Raw genomic sequence first — 18,235 nt, 5'->3', positions numbered from 1 at the left:
CACCCGGTCCCATTCCGAACCCGGTAGTTAAGCCCTTCTGCGCCGATGGTACTGCACTGGTTACGGTGTGGGAGAGTAGGTCGCCGCCGAACTTTACTTCCCTGAAGGGGCTTGTGATCGCGGGGCACAATTACAGTGCATCGCTCACAGGCCCCTTTCAGCGTGTCCATAGTAGGAGGATTTGGTGTCCAGGTTCGGGGATCGTCCCGGCGACCGTCAGCGTGGCCAGGGAGACCGACCGCGCCATTCCGACGGTGGCCGTCCATCAGGCGACCGCAAGTTCAGCAGCAGCAACAACTCCCAGCGCGGTGAAGGCTCCGGCGACCGCTCCGCCAGCGGTGACCGTCGAGACAACCGCGCCGGCTCGGGCGACCGCGGTGGTTACCGCAAGAGCGACTCGAACGATCGCGGTGGTTACCGCAAGAGCGAGTCCGGTGACCGTGGCGGCTACCGGGGCGAGCGCTCCGGTGAGCGCGGCGGGTTCCGCAGGGACGACTCCGGTGATCGCGGTGGTTACCGAGGTGACCGTTCGAGCGACCGCGGTGGCTCCGGCGATCGTGGCGGCTACCGCAAGAGCGACTCGGGTGACCGTGGCGGCTACCGCGGGCAGGGTTCCGGTGAGCGCAGCGGCGGTGGTTACCGCGGCGACCGTCCCGGCTACCGCAAGGACGACTCCGGTGATCGCGGTGGGTACCGGGGCGACCGTTCGAGCGACCGCGGCGGGTTCCGCAAGGACGACTCCGGCGATCGTGGCGGCTACCGCAAGAGCGAGTCCGGCGACCGCGGTGGGTACCGCGGGCAGGGTTCGGGTGACCGTCCCGGCTACCGCAAGGACGACTCCGGTGATCGCGGTGGGTACCGCGGTGACCGTTCGAACGACCGCGGCGGCTTCCGCCGTGACGACTCGTCGGGCGACCGCGGTGGTTACCGCAAGAGCGACTCGGGCGACCGTGGCGGGTTCCGCAGGAACGACGACCGCGGCGGCAGCCGGGGCCAGGGCTCCGGCGAGCGCGGCGGGTTCCGTCGTGACGACTCGGGCGACCGCGGTGGTTACCGCGGCGAGCGTTCGGGTGAGCGCGGGGGCTTCCGCAGGGACGACTCCGGCGACCGCGGTGGGTATCGCGGCCAGGGTTCGAGCGACCGTGGCGGTTTCCGCCGTGACGATTCGTCGGGCGACCGTGGCGGCTACCGCAAGAGCGACTCGGGCGATCGCGGTGGTTACCGCAAGAGCGAGTCCGGCGACCGCGGTGGTTACCGCGGGCAGGGTTCGGGTGACCGTCCCGGCTACCGCAAGGACGACTCCGGTGATCGCGGAGGTTACCGGGGCCAGGGTTCTGGTGACCGCGGTGGTTACCGCAAGAGTGAGTCCGGTGATCGTGGCGGCTTCCGCGGCGAGCGTTCGGGTGACCGTGGTGGCTTCCGTCGTGACGACTCGTCGGGCGACCGCGGTGGCTACCGCAAGAGCGACTCCGGTGACCGGGGTGGACGCTCGGGTGACCGCGGTGGGTTCCGCAAGAACGACGACCGCGGCGGTTACCGCAAGAACGACTCGAACGACCGTGGTGGCTACCGCCGCGACGACCGCAACGACGAGCGGTCCGCGCCGCAGCGCGACGACCGTCGTGACGAGCGGAGCCGTGAGCGTGCGGCGCGGTTCCAGGAGCGTGTCGCCGAGCAGGAGACCGCAGGCACCGGCGCTGCAGAGGCCACGGGCCAGGACGCGGCCGCCGAGGTGAGCCAGGGTGCCGAGCGCACCGGGTACCGCCTGGGCGACGGCGCCGCGGCCACCCGTGCCGCGGCAGGCCGCGAGCCGGCCGCGGACAACGCCGCAGCCGAGGACAGCGAGTCGGAGACCGAGGTCGAGACGAAGGTCGAGTCTGTCGTCGCCGCCGAGGCGGACGCGGACGAGGCCGGCGACGAGCGTGCGGAGAGCACGGACGACAGCGTGGCCACCGGCGCGGACGAGGCCGAGCAGCGCGACGAGGCGCCCGCCCCCCGTGGCGGAAAGCCTCCGCTGCCGGACGAGGCCGACCTGTCGCTGCTCGACCCCGAGATCAAGCTCGAGCTGCGCAGCCTGCCCAAGGGGCTCGCGGAGATCATCGGCAAGCACCTGGCCGCGGCCGGGCTGCTGATCGACGAGGACCCCGAACTGGCCCTGGAGCACGCCCGGTACGCGCGGAGCAAGGCGGCGCGGGTCGGTGTCGTGCGCGAGGCGGCCGGGTTGACCGCCTACTTCGCGGACGAGTGGGCCGAGGCTCTCAGCGAGCTGCGGGCCGCCCGCCGGATGATGCCCGGACCGGGCCACCTGGCGATCATGGCCGACTGCGAGCGGGCCCTTGGCCGGCCGGAGCGGGCCATCGACCTCGCCAAGGACCCGGCTGCCAAGGACCTCAGCCAGGAGGACGAGATCGAGCTGCGGATCGTCGCGGCCGGTGCTCGCCGGGACATGGGTCAGCTCGACGCGGCGGTCGTCGCGTTGCAGGGGCCGGACCTCGACCCCGGACAGCGCAACCCCTACTCCGCGCGGCTCTTCTACGCTTACGCCGACAACCTGGCCGCGGCCGGTCGCATCGAGGAAGCCGTCAAGTGGTTCCTCAACGCCGCCGAGGCTGACGACGAAGGGGAGACGGACGCCGCCGAGCGCGCGTTCGAGCTGACCCAGGAGGAGACCCCGCAGCAGTGAGCGAGACGTTGGTCGACAGGTACGACGCGTTGCTGATCGATCTCGACGGCACCGTCTACCGCGGAAACGAAGCTGTGCCCGGTGCGGCCGAAGCGATCGCTGAGGCCAGGAGCAAGGGCGTCGGCATCCGCTACGTCACCAACAACGCCTCCCGCTCACCGCAGGCGGTGGCCGATCACCTCGTCGAGCTCGGGTTCGAGACGACGGTCGACGAGGTGAGCACCTCCTCGCAGGCGGGCGCGGCCATGCTGGCCGAACGCCTGCCGAAGCGCTCCACCGTGCTCGTGCTCGGCACCAAGGCCCTGGAGGCCGAGGTGTTCAAGCGCGGACTCATCCCGACCGACACCGCAGAAGGCGCGGTGGCGGTCCTGCAGGGCCTCAGCATGGACCTCGGCTGGCGTCAGCTGGCCGAGGCCACCGTGGCCATCCGCAACGGCGCGCTGTGGGTGGCGTGCAACGTCGACGCCACCCTGCCCACCGAACGCGGGCTGCTGCCCGGCAACGGCTCGCTCGTCGCGGCGCTCAGGGCGGCCACCGACCAGGAGCCGCTCGTCGCCGGCAAGCCCGCCACCCCGCTGCTGCAGCAGGCGGCGAAGGACCTCGGCGCGCACCGCCCGCTGGTGGTCGGCGACCGTCTTGACACGGACGTCCTGGGCGCGGTCAACGCCGGGATGGACTCGCTGCTCGTGCTCACGGGTGTGTCGACGGAGCAAGAGGCGCAAGCGCTTCCGGTTGAGCAAAGGCCCACGTATGTCGGCGCGGACCTGTCGGTACTGCATCGGCTACCGTAAGACCGTGAGCTACCCCCTGCCCGGACCGCCGCCCAACCCGGCCGACGCCATCGACGGCGCGCTGGAGCGGCTCGACGGGCTCGAGAACGTTCCCCTCGACGAGCACGTCGCTCGGTTCGACGCCGTGCACTCGACGCTCACCGACGCGCTGTCGAGCATCGACAAGGTGTGATGCACAGTGCCTCGCAGGGTGCGGCTCGACGCCGAACTCGTGCGCAGGGGGCTCGCCAGGTCCCGTGAGCACGCCAGCCAACTCGTCGCGGACGGACGCGTGAAGGTGCGCGGTACCGTCGCGACGAAACCCGCGACCGCCGTGGAGACCTCCGACGCGGTCGTCGTCAAGGACAGCGCCAACGACCCCAACTGGGCCTCCCGCGGCGCGCACAAGCTCATCGGCGCGCTCGACGGCTTCAAGATCGACCCCACCGGCAGGCGTTGTCTCGACGCCGGAGCATCCACTGGCGGTTTCACCGACGTGCTGCTGCGCAAAGGCGCGCGTCAGGTGGTCGCGGCCGACGTCGGCAGGGGTCTGCTCGACTGGAAGCTGCAGACCGACGACCGGGTCGTGGTGAAGGACAAGACCAACGTCCGCACCCTCACGCCCGAGGACATCGGCGGCAAAGTTGAACTCGTGGTGGCCGATCTTTCGTTTATCTCGTTGAGGCTTGTGCTTCCCGCACTGGCCGCGTGCCTCGACGAGGAGGGCGATCTGCTGCCCATGGTCAAGCCGCAGTTCGAGGTGGGCAAGGAACGCCTTGGCTCCGGCGGTGTCGTGCGCGACCCGGAGCTGCGTGCCGAGGCCGTGCTCGACGTGACCAGGGCGGCGGCCGAACTGGGTCTGGCCGTGCACGGGGTCGTCGCGAGCCCGCTGCCCGGCCCGTCCGGCAACGTCGAGTACTTCCTCTGGCTTCGCAAGGGCGACCCGGTCGACCCCGCGGAGATGGTGCGCACCGCCGTCGAAGAAGGGCCCCAATGAGGGAAGTCCTGCTGGTCGTCCACACCGGCCACCAGAGCAACATCGATCTCGCCCGCCAGGTGGCCGGCCGCCTCGCGGTCGGGGGCGTCACGACGAGGGTGCTCGACGACGAGGCTCGTGACCTCGGCCCGTCGTGCTGCACCAAGGTCGTGCCCGCCGACGACCACGCCGCCGAGGGCACCGAGCTGGTGCTCGTACTGGGTGGTGACGGCACGCTGCTGCGCGGCGCCGAGCTCGCCCGCCCGGCGCGGGTGCCGGTGCTGGGCGTCAACCTCGGCCGGGTCGGGTTCCTCGCGGAGGCCGACTCGGACGCGTTGCACGAGGCCGTCGGGCACGTGCTGGAACGCGACTACTTCGTGGAAGAGCGCATGACGCTCGACCTGATCGCCACGGTCAACGGCGAGGTCGTCGTGAAGACCTGGGCGCTCAACGAGATCAGCGTCGAGAAGCTGATCCGCGAACGCATCCTCGAAGTCGTCGTCGAGGTCGACGGACGGCCGGTGTCGGCGTTCGGCTGCGACGGCGTGCTGTGCGCGACGCCGACGGGCTCGACCGCCTACGCGTTCTCGGCGGGCGGACCGGTCGTGTGGCCGGACGTGCAGGCGATCCTGGTGGTGCCGAGCAACGCGCACGCGCTGTTCGCCCGGCCGCTGGTCGTCTCGCCGAAGTCGCACGTGGCGTTCGAGATCGAGGCGACCGGGCATCCGGCGGCGCTGTCCGCGGACGGGCGGCGCACGTTCGAGCTGCCCGCGGGTGCGCGGATCGAGATCGTGGAGGGCGCGATACCGCTCAAGGTCGTGCGGCTGCGCCAGGCTCCGTTCACGGACCGGCTGGTCGAGAAGTTCGACCTGCCGGTGAAGGGATGGCGGGGACCATCGGCAGGCTGACCGCGCCGCTCGGTGCGTCGGCACTCGCTCGTTATGGTGCCCGCGAGGAAATGTCGGACTCGACAAGTAAGGTTCGCCCTGTGCTGGCCGAGATGCGCATCAATGGCCTTGGCGTGATCGACGAGGCCACCCTTGAACTGGACCCCGGGTTCACCGTAGTGACTGGTGAGACGGGCGCGGGCAAGACCATGGTCGTGACCGGGTTGCACCTGCTCGGCGGAGGCCGGGCGGAGGCGTCCCGTGTGCGCACCGGAGCCGACAAAGCGGTGGTGGAAGGCCGCTTCCAGGCCCCGGCGGGCAGCCCTGCCGCGAAGGTGGCGGAGGAGGTCGGCGGCGACGCGGACGAGGACGGGTCGCTGATCGCGATCCGCACCGTCGGCTCCGACGGCCGTTCGCGGGCCCACGTCGGCGGCCGCTCCGTGCCGGTCGGCGTCCTGTCCGAACTGGCGGAGCAGCTGATCGCCGTCCACGGGCAGAACGACCAGCTGCGGCTCATGCGGCCGACCGAGCAGCGCGGCGTCCTGGACCGCTTCGCCGGCGACGACGTGGGCGGCCCGTTGCGCGCCTACCAGGCCGTCCGCGAGGAGTGGCTCCGCGTGTCGTCGGAGCTCAAGGAACGCACCGAGCGTTCCCGCGAACTGGCCCGCGAGGCCGACCTGCTCCGGCACGGCCTGACCGAGATCGACGCGGTCGACCCGAAGCTGGGCGAGGACGGCGAGCTCCACGACGAGGCCCGCCGCCTTGCCGATGCCGACCAGCTCCGCGAGGCCGCCCAGGGCGCGCAGTTCGCAGTGTCCGGCTCGCTGGAGGGCGACCCCGAGAACCCCGGCGCCCTGGGCCTGATCTCCGAGGCGGCCCGCAGGCTCTCCGCGTCGGAGGACCCGAAGCTGCGTGAGATGGAACCGCGCCTCGTCGAGGCCGCGACGCTGCTGGCCGACGTCGGTGCCGAGATCTCCGGGTACCTCGACCAGCTGGAGGCAGACCCCGGCCGGCTGGAGGCCGTGCTGCAGCGGCAGGCCGAGCTGAAGGCGCTGACCCGCAAGTACGCGGCCGACGTCGACGGTGTGATCGCGTGGGCCGAGGACGCGCGGACTCGTCTGGGCGGGCTCGACACGTCCGAAGAGGCGCTGAGCGGCCTGGCCACCCGGCGTGACGAGCTGGCCGTGGAACTGGCTTCGCTCGCCGCTCAGGTGACGGCCGCACGGGTCGAGGCCGCGCTGGAGCTGGGCAAGGCCGTCACCGAGGAGCTGGACGGGCTCGCCATGCCGCACGCCTCGGTGGAGCTCGCGGTCCGGCCCCGGCACGCCGAGGCCGGGGATGCCCAGGCTTTGCCGGTCGGACGGTCGGTTCTGCACGCCGGTGCGTCCGGTGTGGACGATGTCGAGCTTCGGCTGATCTCCCACCCCGGCGCGCCCGCTCTGCCGGTGCACAAGGGTGCGTCCGGTGGTGAGCTCTCCCGCGTGATGCTGGCGCTGGAAGTGGTGCTGTCGCACTCGGATCCGGTGCCCACCCTCGTTTTTGACGAGGTCGACGCCGGGGTTGGTGGGCGGGCCGCTGTCGAGGTCGGGCGGCGGTTGGCTCGGCTTGCGCGGTCGCACCAGGTGATCGTGGTGACCCACTTGCCGCAGGTTGCTGCCTTTGCTGATCGGCATCTTGTGGTGGACAAGTCCGCTGATGGGACCTTCACTCGGTCCGCTGTTCGGAAGTTGGACGAGACTCAGCGGGTTGTGGAGTTGGCCCGGATGCTGGCCGGGATGGACTCGACCGACACCGGTCGGGCGCATGCTGAGGAGTTGCTGGCTGCGGCCAAGGCTGACAAGTCTGCTGCGCCTGTGGTTCGGCGTCGGAAGAAGAAGAGCTGATTTTGTTGGTGGTTGGGTTGTTGGCGTCTAGTTGCTCGAACCCTGGGGCTCCGCCCCAGACCCCGCCAATCTGATCAAAAGCCGGGGCCGGCGCCGATCGCGGGTTGATGGCACGCCTGTTGCTTTTGGCGGCTGCGCGCTGCTTTGGTTGGTTGCGTTCGTGGGGTGGCTTCGTCACGAGTCGTGCCAGAGCGGGCCGCATGCACGAGGGGGTGTCAACTCGACGAAGAGCGTGTCGAGTTGACACCCCCTCGTGCATGCAGCAAGTGCAGTGGCACGACTCGTGACGAAGCCACCCCACCCAGGCCTCTTGGTAAGGACGGCTCGCCTGCGGCATCGCGGGTGATCAGGCGTTGGCCATGCCCCCTCGGCCCTGGCCCTGGCCCTGGCTCGCGCTGTCGGCCTGCGGCACGATGCCGCTTGCCCGCCCCACCCCACCCCGCTTGCCTCGCCCTGCCCCGCTTGCCCGCCTCGCCCTGCGCGCCTCGCCCTGCCGCTCTGCCGCCCTGCCTTCGGCCTGCCCCCGTCCCTCGTGCCCCGTCCCTCGTGCCCCGTCCCTCGTGCCCCGCCCCTCGTGCCCCGCCCTGCGTGCCTGTGCCGGTCGCGTCCCTCCCGCTGTCTGCCTCGTTGTTCGGCATGATGGGGGTGTGACCGGATCTTTTGCCACGCGCCGGGTGTTCGGGGCGGTGCTGGTGTTCGTCTCCGCCGGGCTGGGTGTGGCGGCCACGTTCCTGTCCGCCTACTCGGTGCAGGTCGTGACCACCTCCCGTACGTTGCGGTACGAGTCCACGACGTGGGTGGTCGGGCGCAACGACTTCCAGGACATCCTGTTGTTGCAGCCCTTGAAGTTCGGGGAGCCTGCCGTGGGGGCGGCGCTGGTCATGGCGTTGGCGGCTGTGCTGGCGTTTCGGATGCCCGCGTTCCGGGTTGGGTCGTTGCTCGGGGCCGGGGTGCTGGTCGGGGCGGCTTGGTCCGCTGTCGCGCACGTGCAGGAGGTGGTGACGCAGCTCGGTGCGATCGAGTCGCGTGTGCCCATCGAGGTGGAGCAGGGGGACGGGGTCACCCTGCTCATCGTGGCTGCGGGGGTGGCTGTGGTCTCTGCCGTGTTGCACCAGGAGTTGCCTCGGGCGGAGAAGGTGGACGACGGTGGTGGTGACGGGGTGGTGATCCACCAGATCGACGAGGCTGATGACACGGACACGCCTCCGTACGGGTATCCGGTGATCGTGGAGCCCAAGAGTGATTGACCGGCGGCGGGTTGCCCTGGTGCTGGTGGTGCTGGGGGCGGCGCTGGCCGTTGTCGCGTCCTTTCAGCGTGTGTTCAGCACCGTGTACTCGGGGTTCGGGTCCGGGCTGACGATCACCACGACGTTGTGGGTCACCAGGTCGGTGCCGGTGAACGGGCCGCCTGAGCAGCCCGCGTTCTTCGCCGCCGGGCTGCCTGTGGTGATCTCCTCGCTGGTCATGGTCGTCGCTGTCGTGGTGATGTCGCGGGAGCGGTCCGCGTTCGTCGGGCAGGCGCTCGCCATGGGTGGGGCCGGGTTGCTGGCCGGGGTGGTGCTCTTCTACGTGCTCCAGGTGCGGTCGCTGGAGGGGCGCTTGACCGCGGATGCTTCCGGGCCCCAGGAGGAACTGCACTACCACGGCGGTATCTACCTGCTGGGGCTTGCGGCGATCATCGGGCTCGTCGGAGCCGGGCTCGCGCAGCGGCGCGTTGTCGCGCCCGTGGAGGAGACAGCGGAGGTGGTCGTGCACCAGGTCGGCGGGGACGACGACACGCCGCCCTTCGGGATCGCCATTCCGCCGGACGGACAGCAGGAGACTCGGTGATCGGTAGAGCTACGGCGGTCGCGTTGATCGCGGTCGGAGTGGTGCTCACTGCCACGGCGATGGTGTTGCCGTGGTACTCGACGGGCTATGCGGGCGGGGTCGAGGTCATCGTTCGGGCGTGGGGGACGGAGATCCTCAACAAGCCCGGCGACTGGCCCGCCGGTGAGCTCTCGCCCTGGTACGGGGTGCCCGTCGTGGTGACGGTGGTGCTGCTCGTGCTCGGGGTGTGGGTCAGTCGTGCGGCACTGGCCGGGGCGGCCGGGCAGCTCGGGGCCGTCGGTGTGATCGGGGCGCTCGTCGTGTCGGAGCGCGGGCACGCCGTTGAGCAGCAAGGGGACTTCGCGGTCGGGTTCGGGCTGGTGTTCCTCGTGGTCGGGACGCTGGTCGCGCTGGCGGGGGCCGTTGCGGCGCAGAGGGAGGCGGCGTGAGGAAGGTTCTCGGGCTGGTGCTGCTCGGGCTCGCGGCCGCCGCCGCGGTCGGGGCGACGTTCCTGCCGTTCTCCGAGTTGCTGATCCGGCTCGCTCCCGGACAGCCGCAGACCGCGTACGTCACCACGGGGTGGAGCACGCAGTTCGGTGGCACCAAGGACGAGCACGGGCCGTTGTTCGGCATCCCCGTCGTGCTGGCGGCCGCCGCCGTGCTGGCCGGGATGCGGTGGCGGAAGGTCGCGTACGCCGGAGCCGCCGCGCTCGCGGGCGTCACCGGAATGTTGTTCGTGTATTTGCTGAACGCGATCAGCTTTCACCAGGAGGGCAACATCGCGATCGATCCGGCGCTGGAAGCCGGGTTCGGCAACGGTATTTGGGTGCTCATAAGTGCAGTGGTTCTCGCGTTTGGAGCCGTAGTGCTTCACCCCGACGACTGACCACCTGGAATCGCCCGGCGTGCCTCACCTGTCGCGTGCGCACCGTGGGTCACTATCGGCCCATGAAGCTTTCCGGGCTGCTGAGCCGCACCAACCACGAACTTCCCGGTGTCACGGGCGTCGCGCGGGTTGATCGGCGCGCGAGCGACCTGGTTCGGCGCGTGAGTGCCGGTGACGTCGCTGTCATGGACCTCGTCGACCTCGACCGGCGCACCGCGGAGGCGCTCGTCGCGGCCGAGGTCGTCGGTGTCGTGAACGCGTCGCCGTCCATTTCCGGGCGTTTTCCGAACCTCGGGCCGGAACTGCTGATCGAGGCCGGCATTCCGCTCATCGACGGCGTCGGTGCCGTCGCGTTGCGGGAGATCAAAGAAGGCACGAAGATCCGGCTGCACGAAGGAGTCGTGTACGCCGGGGAACGTGAGCTCGCCCAGGGGGTCGAGCAGAACGCCGAAAGCATCGCCGACGCGATGATCGAGGCGAAGGCCGGCATGTCGGCGCAGCTGGAAGCCTTCTCCGCCAACACCATCGAGTTCCTCCGCCGCGAACGCGCGCTGGTGCTCGACGGCGTCGGCGTCCCCGAGGTGTACGTGCCGATGCGCGACCGGCAGGTGCTCGTCGTCGCCGGCGGCCCCTCGCACGCCGAGGAGCTGCGCAAGCTCCGCAAGTACATCCGCGAGTACCGGCCGGTGCTGATCGGTGTCGACACGGGCGCCGACACGCTGATCGACGCCGGGCTCAAGCCGGACATCATCGTCGGCGACCCCGACGGCATCGGCACCGCGTCACTGCGCGCGGCCGCCGAGGTCGTCGTCCCCGCGCAGACCGACGGCCACGCGCCCGGCCTGCAGCGGATCCAGGACCTCGGCATCGGCGCGGTGACGTTCCCCGCGTCGGGCAACGCGGAGGACCTCGCGTTGCTGCTCGCCGAAGCACACGGGGCGTCCCTGGTCGTCACGGTGGGACTGCGCGCGACGCTGCGCGAGTTCCTCGACCGCGGGCACTCCGGTTCGAACCCCTCCACGTTCCTCACCCGGTTGAAGCTCGGCAGCAAGCTCGTCGACGGGGAGGCCGTCGCGACGTTGCACCGCAGCCGGGTCTCGCTGGGCGTGATCGTCCTGCTGGTGACCGCCGCGATCGTCGCCATGGCGGCGGCGCTGGCGGTGTCCGGCGTCGGTCACGTCTACGTCGACATCGTGGTCGACGGCTGGCACTCCGTCGTCAACTGGTTCAAGGGGTTGTTCACGTGATCACGTTGCGCTACCACATAGTTTCGATCACCGCGGTGTTCCTCGCGCTGGCGGTCGGTGTCGTGCTGGGGTCGACCGCGATCAGCGGACGGTTGCTGTCGGGGCTGAGCGACGAGAAGAACTCGTTGGCACAGCAGGTGAACGACCTGCAGAACGACCGCAACGCCTTGAACGCCAAGCTGAGCGAGGCCGACAAGTTCGCGACGTCCGTCGGCCCGCTGGCCGTCAAGGACCGGCTCACCGACCGCACGGTCGTCATCGTGACCACCGCCGACGCCCGTCCGTCCGATCGGGACGCTCTCACCGGCCTGCTGAAGGCGGCGAGCGCCACCGTCACCGGCGAGGTCCAGCTGACCGACGCGTTCTCCGACCCCGCGCGCGGTGACCAGCTGCGCGACCTCGTGGCACGGCTGCAGCCCGCCGGGTCGCAGCTTCCCACCGCCGTGGACCCCGGCACCCGCGCCGGTGGTCTCTTCGGGACGTTGCTGCTGCTCAACCCCTCCAACAACGAGCCGCAGGCCACGGCCGACGAGATGGCGTCCGCGCTGTCCGGCCTCACCAACGCGGGGTTCGTGAAGGCGACCTCGGGCGTGAAGCCGGCGCAGCTCGCGATCGTGCTGACCGGTGGTGCCGCGATCGGGGACTCGGCCGCGGACAGGGCCTCGACGGTCGCGCGGTTCGCCACCCAGCTCGACCGGACCGGTGCGGGCGTCGTGCTGGCCGGTGCGAACGGCTCCGCGAACGGCACGGGGGCGATCGGCGTGGTCCGCGCGGACACCGCGTCGACGTCGATCCTGTCCACCGTGGACAACTCCGACACCCCGGCGGGCCAGGTCGTCGTGGTGATGGCGTTGCGCGAACAGCTGGAGGGCCGGTCCGGCCGCTACGGCGTGGCGGGCAACGCGGAGGCGTCCTCGCCGGGAACTCAGGGCTAGTCGGTCGTCCACTCGCCGGGGAGTCGCCGGGTCAGCAGGTCCAGCGCCTCCGGTGTGCGGGCACGGGCCCACAGCCACTCGCCGTCGTCCTCGCGCACGATCAGGTCGTCGCTGACGAACCAGCGGGTGCCGGGACTGTGCAGCGGCAGCAGTGCGAAGTGCTCCTCGAACAGGGAGGCGTCCGCCGCGGACGTCTCCCTGTCCGCTGTCACGGCCCCGTCGCGGAACAGGGCCTCGGACAGCACCAGTTCCACGCAGGCGGCGGAGAAGTGCGGCAGCCACGGCTCCCAGCCGCGTTCCGTCTCGTGCACGACGGCCGGGTCCGGGCTGTCGAGGGCCGCGCCCCACGACGTGACCGCGTGGATCTCCCTGCGGAAGACGACGACCTCGCCGTCCAGCCGCAGCTCGCTCGGGGTGAGCAGCCAGTCCTGGTTGCTCGTGAGGTCGGGCCGCTTGCCGAACAACGCGTAGGCGTCGCGCACCGCGTCCGGCAGCCGCACGCCGAGACGGTCCTCGGCGGCGTTCAGGTCGGCGTGGTTCCAGCCGTCCGAGGCCTCGATCGGCTCGGCCCACGCGGCCGCGAAACCCTCGATGAACCGCCACGCCGCCGAGCGGTCGCGCACGACTTTGGCGGCTGCCCCTGCCACGTCGAAGGTCACGTGACAACTTTTCCTGATGTCGGGCCGTGCCGGGGGAAGTTCGGCAAAACCCCTCGCTGCGCCGATCGGGTGATGTGATCTGCCGGGTCGTGGTGCGCTGAGTGACCGGCGGCGTGTTAGCGTTATGGCCCGTGGATAGGGGGATTCGGCCCCCACGATTTTCACGGGAGCCCCGTTGGTGCAGCAGGCACGTACGACCAAGCACGTCTTCGTCACCGGAGGCGTCGCCTCCTCCCTGGGCAAGGGGCTCACCGCCTCCAGCCTCGGCCAGTTGCTCACCTCGCGCGGCCTGCGGGTAACGATGCAGAAGCTCGACCCGTACCTCAACGTGGACCCCGGCACGATGAACCCGTTCCAGCACGGCGAGGTCTTCGTGACCGACGACGGCGCGGAGACGGACCTCGACATCGGCCACTACGAGCGGTTCCTCGCGCGGGACCTGAGCGGCGAAGCGAACGTCACCACCGGCCAGGTGTACTCCGAGGTGATCGCCAAGGAGCGGCGCGGCGAGTACCTGGGCGACACGGTCCAGGTGATCCCGCACATCACCGACGAGATCAAGCGCCGCATCCGGATGATGGCGGAGCCGGACGCCGACGGTGTGACGCCGGACGTCGTCATCACCGAGGTCGGCGGCACGGTCGGTGACATCGAGTCGCTGCCGTTCCTGGAGGCGGCCCGCCAGGTCCGCCACGACGTCGGCCGCGACAACGTCTTCTTCCTGCACGTCAGCCTGATTCCGTACCTGGCGCCGTCCGGCGAGCTGAAGACCAAGCCGACGCAGCACTCCGTCGCGGCGTTGCGCAACATCGGCATCCAGCCCGACGCGATCGTGTGCCGCGCCGACCGGGAGATCCCGGACGCGCTCAAGCGCAAGATCGGCCTGATGTGCGACGTCGACACCGACGCCGTCGTCGCGGCCGTCGACGCGCCGTCGATCTACGACATCCCGAAGGTGCTGCACGCCGAGGGCCTCGACGCCTACGTCGTGCGCCGCCTCGACCTGCCGTTCCGCGACGTCGACTGGACGGTGTGGGGCGACCTGCTGGAGCGGGTGCACAACCCGTCCGAGACGGTGAAGATCGCGCTCGTCGGCAAGTACGTCGACCTGCCGGACGCGTACCTCTCGGTCACCGAGGCGCTGCGCGCGGGCGGTTTCGCGCACCACGCCAAGGTCGAGATCAAGTGGGTGGCGTCGGACGAGTGCCAGACGCCCGAGGGCGCCGCACGCGCGTTGTCCGGCATGGACGCCGTGCTGATCCCCGGCGGTTTCGGCGTGCGCGGCATCGAGGGCAAGCTCGGCGCGCTGAAGTACACCCGCACGCGCGGTGTGCCGACGTTGGGCCTGTGCCTCGGCCTGCAGTGCATGGTGATCGAGGCCGCGCGGAACCTCGCGGGCATCGAGGACGCGAACTCCAGCGAGTTCGAAGAGGGCGGCACGCCGGTCATCTCCACGATGGCCGACCAGCAGGACGTCGTCTCCGGTCAGCGCGACATGGGCGGCACGATGCGCCTCGGCGCGTACATCGCGAAGCTCACGCCCGGTTCGGTCGTCGCGTCCGCGTACGGCGCCACCGAGGTGTCCGAGCGGCACCGCCACCGCTACGAGGTCAACAACGCGTACCGGGGCAAGCTCGCCGACGCGGGCCTGGTGTTCTCGGGCACGTCGCCGGACGGCCGCCTGGTCGAGTTCGTCGAGCTGCCCGCCGACGTGCACCCGTTCTACGCGGGCACGCAGGCGCACCCCGAGCTCAAGTCGCGTCCCACGAAGCCGCACCCGCTGTTCGCGGCGTTCGTGAAGGCCGCGATCGACTACCGGGTGGCCGACCGCCTCCCTTTGACCGCAGGCGCGTCGAAGTGACCCGCCACGACTTCCGCACGGTCTCCAGCGAGGACCTGCACGTCGGACGGGTCGTCGCGCTGCGGATCGACGAGGTCGAGATGCCCGGCGGCGGCACGGCCAAGCGCGAGATCGTCGAGCACATGGGCGCCGTCGCGGTCGTGGCCGTGGACGACGCCGGCCAGGTCGTGCTGATCCACCAGTACCGGCACGCGCTGGGCAGGCACCTCTGGGAGCTGCCGGCCGGGCTGCTCGACCACGACGGCGAGGAGCCGGTCGTCGGTGCCCGCCGCGAGCTGGCCGAGGAGGTCGGGCTCGACGCCTTGCGCTGGGACACGCTGGTCGACACGGCGGCGTCTCCCGGGTTCACCGACGAGGTCGTGCGCGTGTTCCTGGCGCGCGAGCTGACCGAGGTGGAACGCGACGTGCAGGGCGAGGAGGAGGCGGACCTGGAGATCCACCGCTTCCCGATCGACGAGGCCGTGCGCATGGTGCTGTCGGGCGAGGTCGTGAACTCGTCGGCGGTCGCCGGGCTGCTCGCGGCCCGCGAGGTGCTGGAGGGCCGCGCCGAACCGCGTCCTGCCGACGCACCGTTCCGCGACAAGCCGACCCGGTTCGCGGCGCGCAAGAAGTAGGTTGGACCCATGCAGACGGTGAAGGGCGCCTTCGGACGGTTGAAGGCGCCCTTCGGCGTTCTCGCGCTCGGTGGCGCGGGCGTGGTGCTGCTGCTGTTCGTCGACCCGACCAAGCCGGGCAACCTGCTGCCGAAGTGCCCGTTCAACTGGCTGACGGGGCTGAACTGCCCCGCGTGCGGGGTGACGCGCATGGTGCACGCGCTGCTGCACGGAGATGTCGTCAGCGCGTTCCACTTCAACGCCGTGATGCTCGCGTTGGGCGTTCCTCTGGCCGTGTGGCTGTTCACGCGGTGGACGCGCGACCGCTGGACCGGGGAACGGCGATCCGTGCCGAAGTCAGTCGGTGTCGCCGTTCTCGTCGTGGCCGCGCTGTGGGGCGTGGGGCGCAACCTCGCGGGCGTCTAGTCCCTGAGCTTGCGGCCCTGGGCGTCCGTGCCGCCGTTGACCAGGATGATGATCCCGTCGATCAACGACCAGATGCCGCAGCCGCCGCAGGTCAGCAGCTGGGCGACCGCGATGCCCGTGTGGCCCGTGTAGAACCGGCCGATGCCCAGGTTGCCCAGGAACAGCTGCAGCACGCCCGCGGCGATCTTCGACTTGTCCGACAGCGGAACGCCGGTGATCGGGTCGAACCCGAACGGGGCGCCGGGGCTGCCGTAGCCCGGCGGGAGCATGCCGGGGGGCGGGACCATGCCGGGCGGGGGCGGCGGCACCGCGTACTGCGGCTGCGGGCCCGTGGGCGGCGGGTAGTACGGCTGCGTGGGCTGGGGCGGCGGCACGGCGAACGGCACCGACGGCGGCGCGAGGAACGGCGGGTGCGGCTGCGGGAGGTCGCGGAACAGTTCCGCGAGCTCGAAGTAGCTCTGCGCGCCGGACGCGCGGTTCACGCGTTCCTGGTACTCGCCGATGTCGAGCCGCGCCATCGCGAAGTGGTCGTTCAGGGCGGTGATCGCCTCTTCGCGCTGCTGGTTGCCGATGCGCTGCTGCTCCGGGCCGAAATCTTCTGACACGGCTCAGCACGGTATCCGATGCAGCAGATCGACATCGGGAATACGCTGCGACGATGCTGGTCGGTGTCCCAAAGGAGATCAAGAACCACGAGTACCGCGTGGCCATCACACCCGCAGGAGTGGTCGAACTGGTGCGCCGCGGGCACTCGGTCGTGGTCGAGCAGGACGCCGGCGCGGGCTCGTCGTTCCCCGACCAGGAGTACGCGGCGGCGGGCGCGCGGATCGCTCCCACCGCCGACGAGGTGTGGGGTGCCGCGGACCTGGTGCTGAAGGTCAAGGAGCCGATCGAGCCCGAGTACCACCGCATGCGGCGCGGGCAGGTGCTGTTCACCTACCTGCACCTGGCGGCGTCGCCGTCGTGCACCCGCGCGGTGGTGGAGTCCGGGATCACCGCCATCGCGTACGAGACCGTGCAGCTCGCTGACGGGTCGTTGCCGTTGCTGGCGCCGATGAGCGAGATCGCCGGGCGGATGGCCGCGCAGGTCGGCGCACATTGCCTGGAACGCGCCCAAGGCGGACGCGGGGTGTTGCTCGGTGGTGCCCCCGGTGTCGCGGCGGGCAAGGTCGCGGTGATCGGCGCGGGAGTCGCCGGGATGAACGCGGCGACCATGGCCGTCGGCATGCAGGCCGAGGTCGTCGTGCTGGACACCAACGTGAACCGGTTGCGGCAGATCGACTTCACCTACCGCGGGCACCTGCAGACGATCGCGTCGAACGCCTACGAGGTCGAGAAGGCCTGCCGCTGGGCGGATCTCGTGGTCGGCGCCGTGCTGGTGCCCGGTGCGAAGGCGCCCAAGCTCGTCAGCAACGAGCTGGTGTCGCGGATGCGGCCGGGCAGCGTGCTCGTGGACATCGCGGTCGACCAGGGCGGGTGTTTCGAGGACACGCGGCCCACGACGCACGACGCACCTACCTACCGCGTGCACGACTCCGTGTTCTACTGCGTCGCGAACATGCCCGGTGCCGTGCCGAACACGTCGACGTACGCGCTCACGAACGTGACGCTGCCGTACGTCATCGCGTTGGCGGACAAGGGTTTTGAGCGTGCCGTGGCGGACGATCCCGCTCTGGCCGAGGGTGTCAACGCGCGTGACGGGGAAATCGTCTTGGAAGGTCTGGCGTGATTTCTGAGCTGGTGGCGACGTATCTCGACCACCTCGCCGTGGAGCGGGGCACCGCCCGCAACACGCTCGACTCCTACACGCGCGACCTGCGCCGCTACACCGAGCACCTGGACACGTTGGGTGTCACGGAACTCGGGGCCGTGACGGAGTCGCAGGTGAGTGAGTTCCTCGCCGTGTTGCGCGAGAGCGGGCTTGCGGCGTCATCTGCCGCACGGACGTTGGTTGCCGTGCGCGGGTTGCACCGCTTCGCACACCGTGAAGGTGTTGTGCCACATGACGTCGCACGTGCCGTGCATCCGCCGTCGCCGCCGAAGCGCTTGCCCAAGGCTTTACCGATCAATGAGGTTCTCACCCTCCTGGAAACTGTGGGAAACCTCAGGGACAAGGCACTGCTGGAGCTGCTGTACTCGACGGGAGCGCGGATCTCCGAGGTGGTCGGGCTCGACGTGGACGACATCGACGCCACGGAGCGGACGGTGTTGCTGGACGGGAAGGGAGGCAAGCAGCGGCTGGTTCCGGTCGGGCGGCCGGCGTTGGCCGCGGTGGACGCGTACCTGGTTCGGGCACGGCCCGCGCTCGCGGCGAAGGGGCGTGGCACGCCCGCGTTGTTCTTGAACGCACGGGGCGGAAGGCTCTCTCGGCAGAGCGCGTGGACGGTTCTGAAGACCGCCGCGGAGGACGCGGGAATCACCGCTGCGGTGTCTCCCCACACGTTGCGGCATTCGTTCGCCACCCATCTGCTCGAAGGGGGTGCTGACGTTCGGGTGGTGCAAGAACTCCTAGGGCACGCATCCGTTACGACCACTCAGGTGTACACACTGGTAACCGTTACGACTTTGAGGGAGGTCTACGCAACTGCGCACCCTCGGGCCTCTGGAACATGAGGCTTCC

At 70.4% G+C, this 18,235-nt stretch carries 19 protein-coding genes and 1 rRNA gene; 18 read left to right on the top strand and 2 right to left on the bottom strand.

What is annotated here, in order from left to right:
• From rrf to ACFWN2_RS18525, 13 genes are all read left to right on the top strand, one after another.
• Positions 1–92 (top strand): 5S ribosomal RNA (rrf, locus tag ACFWN2_RS18585); the annotation flags it as partial.
• Between the two features lie 92 nt (positions 93–184).
• Positions 185–2,683, top strand: a complete 2,499-nt coding sequence (locus tag ACFWN2_RS18580; protein WP_382428721.1) for a hypothetical protein — start codon at positions 185–187, stop codon at positions 2,681–2,683.
• Positions 2,680–3,474, top strand: coding sequence for an HAD-IIA family hydrolase (locus tag ACFWN2_RS18575; protein ID WP_382428720.1), 795 nt, complete (start codon positions 2,680–2,682; stop codon positions 3,472–3,474). The genes ACFWN2_RS18580 and ACFWN2_RS18575 overlap by 4 nt, the downstream gene beginning before the upstream one ends.
• Positions 3,475–3,478: 4 nt before the next feature.
• Positions 3,479–3,646 (top strand): hypothetical protein, encoded by a 168-nt coding sequence (locus tag ACFWN2_RS18570; protein ID WP_382428719.1) that lies wholly within the window; start codon positions 3,479–3,481, stop codon positions 3,644–3,646.
• 6 nt (positions 3,647–3,652) lie between these two features.
• On the top strand, positions 3,653–4,450 hold the full coding sequence (locus ACFWN2_RS18565; RefSeq protein ID WP_382428718.1) for a TlyA family RNA methyltransferase: 798 nt from the start codon (positions 3,653–3,655) through the stop codon (positions 4,448–4,450).
• On the top strand, positions 4,447–5,337 hold the full coding sequence (locus tag ACFWN2_RS18560) for an NAD kinase (protein ID WP_382428717.1): 891 nt from the start codon (positions 4,447–4,449) through the stop codon (positions 5,335–5,337). The genes ACFWN2_RS18565 and ACFWN2_RS18560 overlap by 4 nt, the downstream gene beginning before the upstream one ends.
• Before the next feature lie 80 nt (positions 5,338–5,417).
• Positions 5,418–7,199, top strand: coding sequence for a DNA repair protein RecN (recN, locus tag ACFWN2_RS18555; protein WP_382428716.1), 1,782 nt, complete (start codon positions 5,418–5,420; stop codon positions 7,197–7,199).
• A 647-nt stretch (positions 7,200–7,846) separates the two neighbouring features.
• The gene (locus ACFWN2_RS18550) at positions 7,847–8,446 is read left to right on the top strand and encodes a hypothetical protein (protein ID WP_382428715.1); all 600 of its coding nucleotides are present in this window, start codon (positions 7,847–7,849) and stop codon (positions 8,444–8,446) included.
• The gene (locus tag ACFWN2_RS18545) at positions 8,439–9,029 is read left to right on the top strand and encodes a hypothetical protein (protein ID WP_382428714.1); all 591 of its coding nucleotides are present in this window, start codon (positions 8,439–8,441) and stop codon (positions 9,027–9,029) included. Before ACFWN2_RS18550 ends, ACFWN2_RS18545 begins: the two co-directional genes overlap by 8 nt.
• Positions 9,026–9,457 (top strand): hypothetical protein, encoded by a 432-nt coding sequence (locus ACFWN2_RS18540; RefSeq protein WP_382428713.1) that lies wholly within the window; start codon positions 9,026–9,028, stop codon positions 9,455–9,457. Before ACFWN2_RS18545 ends, ACFWN2_RS18540 begins: the two co-directional genes overlap by 4 nt.
• Positions 9,454–9,894, top strand: a complete 441-nt coding sequence (locus ACFWN2_RS18535; protein ID WP_382428712.1) for a hypothetical protein — start codon at positions 9,454–9,456, stop codon at positions 9,892–9,894. The genes ACFWN2_RS18540 and ACFWN2_RS18535 overlap by 4 nt, the downstream gene beginning before the upstream one ends.
• Positions 9,895–9,956: 62 nt before the next feature.
• Positions 9,957–11,141: a putative cytokinetic ring protein SteA gene (gene steA, locus ACFWN2_RS18530; protein ID WP_382428711.1), complete on the top strand. Its 1,185-nt coding sequence runs from the start codon at positions 9,957–9,959 to the stop codon at positions 11,139–11,141.
• Complete coding sequence (locus tag ACFWN2_RS18525; protein ID WP_382428710.1) at positions 11,138–12,076, top strand: copper transporter; 939 nt, start codon at positions 11,138–11,140, stop codon at positions 12,074–12,076. The genes steA and ACFWN2_RS18525 overlap by 4 nt, the downstream gene beginning before the upstream one ends.
• Here the strand turns inward: ACFWN2_RS18525 and ACFWN2_RS18520 are convergent.
• Positions 12,073–12,735: a hypothetical protein gene (locus tag ACFWN2_RS18520; protein ID WP_382428709.1), complete on the bottom strand. Its 663-nt coding sequence runs from the start codon at positions 12,733–12,735 to the stop codon at positions 12,073–12,075. The two genes, ACFWN2_RS18525 and ACFWN2_RS18520, sit on opposite strands and share 4 nt — an antisense overlap.
• A gap of 178 nt (positions 12,736–12,913) precedes the next feature.
• On the opposite strand from ACFWN2_RS18520, the gene ACFWN2_RS18515 reads away from it, so the two are divergent.
• Genes ACFWN2_RS18515 through ACFWN2_RS18505 form a run of 3 tightly spaced genes read left to right on the top strand, consistent with a single transcriptional unit; the run spans position 12,914 to position 15,615 of the window.
• Positions 12,914–14,596 carry a CTP synthase gene (locus ACFWN2_RS18515; RefSeq protein ID WP_382428708.1) on the top strand — a complete coding sequence of 561 codons (1,683 nt, stop codon included), beginning with the start codon at positions 12,914–12,916 and terminating at the stop codon, positions 14,594–14,596.
• The gene (locus ACFWN2_RS18510) at positions 14,593–15,210 is read left to right on the top strand and encodes an NUDIX domain-containing protein (protein ID WP_382428707.1); all 618 of its coding nucleotides are present in this window, start codon (positions 14,593–14,595) and stop codon (positions 15,208–15,210) included. Before ACFWN2_RS18515 ends, ACFWN2_RS18510 begins: the two co-directional genes overlap by 4 nt.
• A gap of 9 nt (positions 15,211–15,219) precedes the next feature.
• A complete protein-coding gene (locus tag ACFWN2_RS18505) occupies positions 15,220–15,615 on the top strand; it encodes a DUF2752 domain-containing protein (RefSeq protein WP_382428706.1) in 396 nt (131 codons plus the stop codon).
• On the opposite strand, the gene ACFWN2_RS18500 is transcribed toward ACFWN2_RS18505, so the two are convergent.
• Positions 15,612–16,220, bottom strand: a complete 609-nt coding sequence (locus ACFWN2_RS18500) for an NINE protein (RefSeq protein ID WP_382428705.1) — start codon at positions 16,218–16,220, stop codon at positions 15,612–15,614. The two genes, ACFWN2_RS18505 and ACFWN2_RS18500, sit on opposite strands and share 4 nt — an antisense overlap.
• 53 nt (positions 16,221–16,273) lie before the next feature.
• On the opposite strand from ACFWN2_RS18500, the gene ald reads away from it, so the two are divergent.
• Both ald and xerD read left to right on the top strand, forming a co-directional pair.
• The gene (gene ald, locus ACFWN2_RS18495) at positions 16,274–17,344 is read left to right on the top strand and encodes an alanine dehydrogenase (protein ID WP_382428704.1); all 1,071 of its coding nucleotides are present in this window, start codon (positions 16,274–16,276) and stop codon (positions 17,342–17,344) included.
• A gap of 8 nt (positions 17,345–17,352) precedes the next feature.
• Positions 17,353–18,228: a site-specific tyrosine recombinase XerD gene (gene xerD / locus ACFWN2_RS18490; protein WP_382428749.1), complete on the top strand. Its 876-nt coding sequence runs from the start codon at positions 17,353–17,355 to the stop codon at positions 18,226–18,228.
• The last annotated feature ends 7 nt before the right edge of the window (positions 18,229–18,235 follow it).

It is taken from the genome of Lentzea sp. NPDC058436 (assembly GCF_042721515.1).
GTDB lineage: Bacteria > Actinomycetota > Actinomycetes > Mycobacteriales > Pseudonocardiaceae > Lentzea.
The sequence above is the reverse complement of the archived record's forward strand: the minus strand, read 5'-3'. Positions and strand labels throughout refer to the sequence as shown.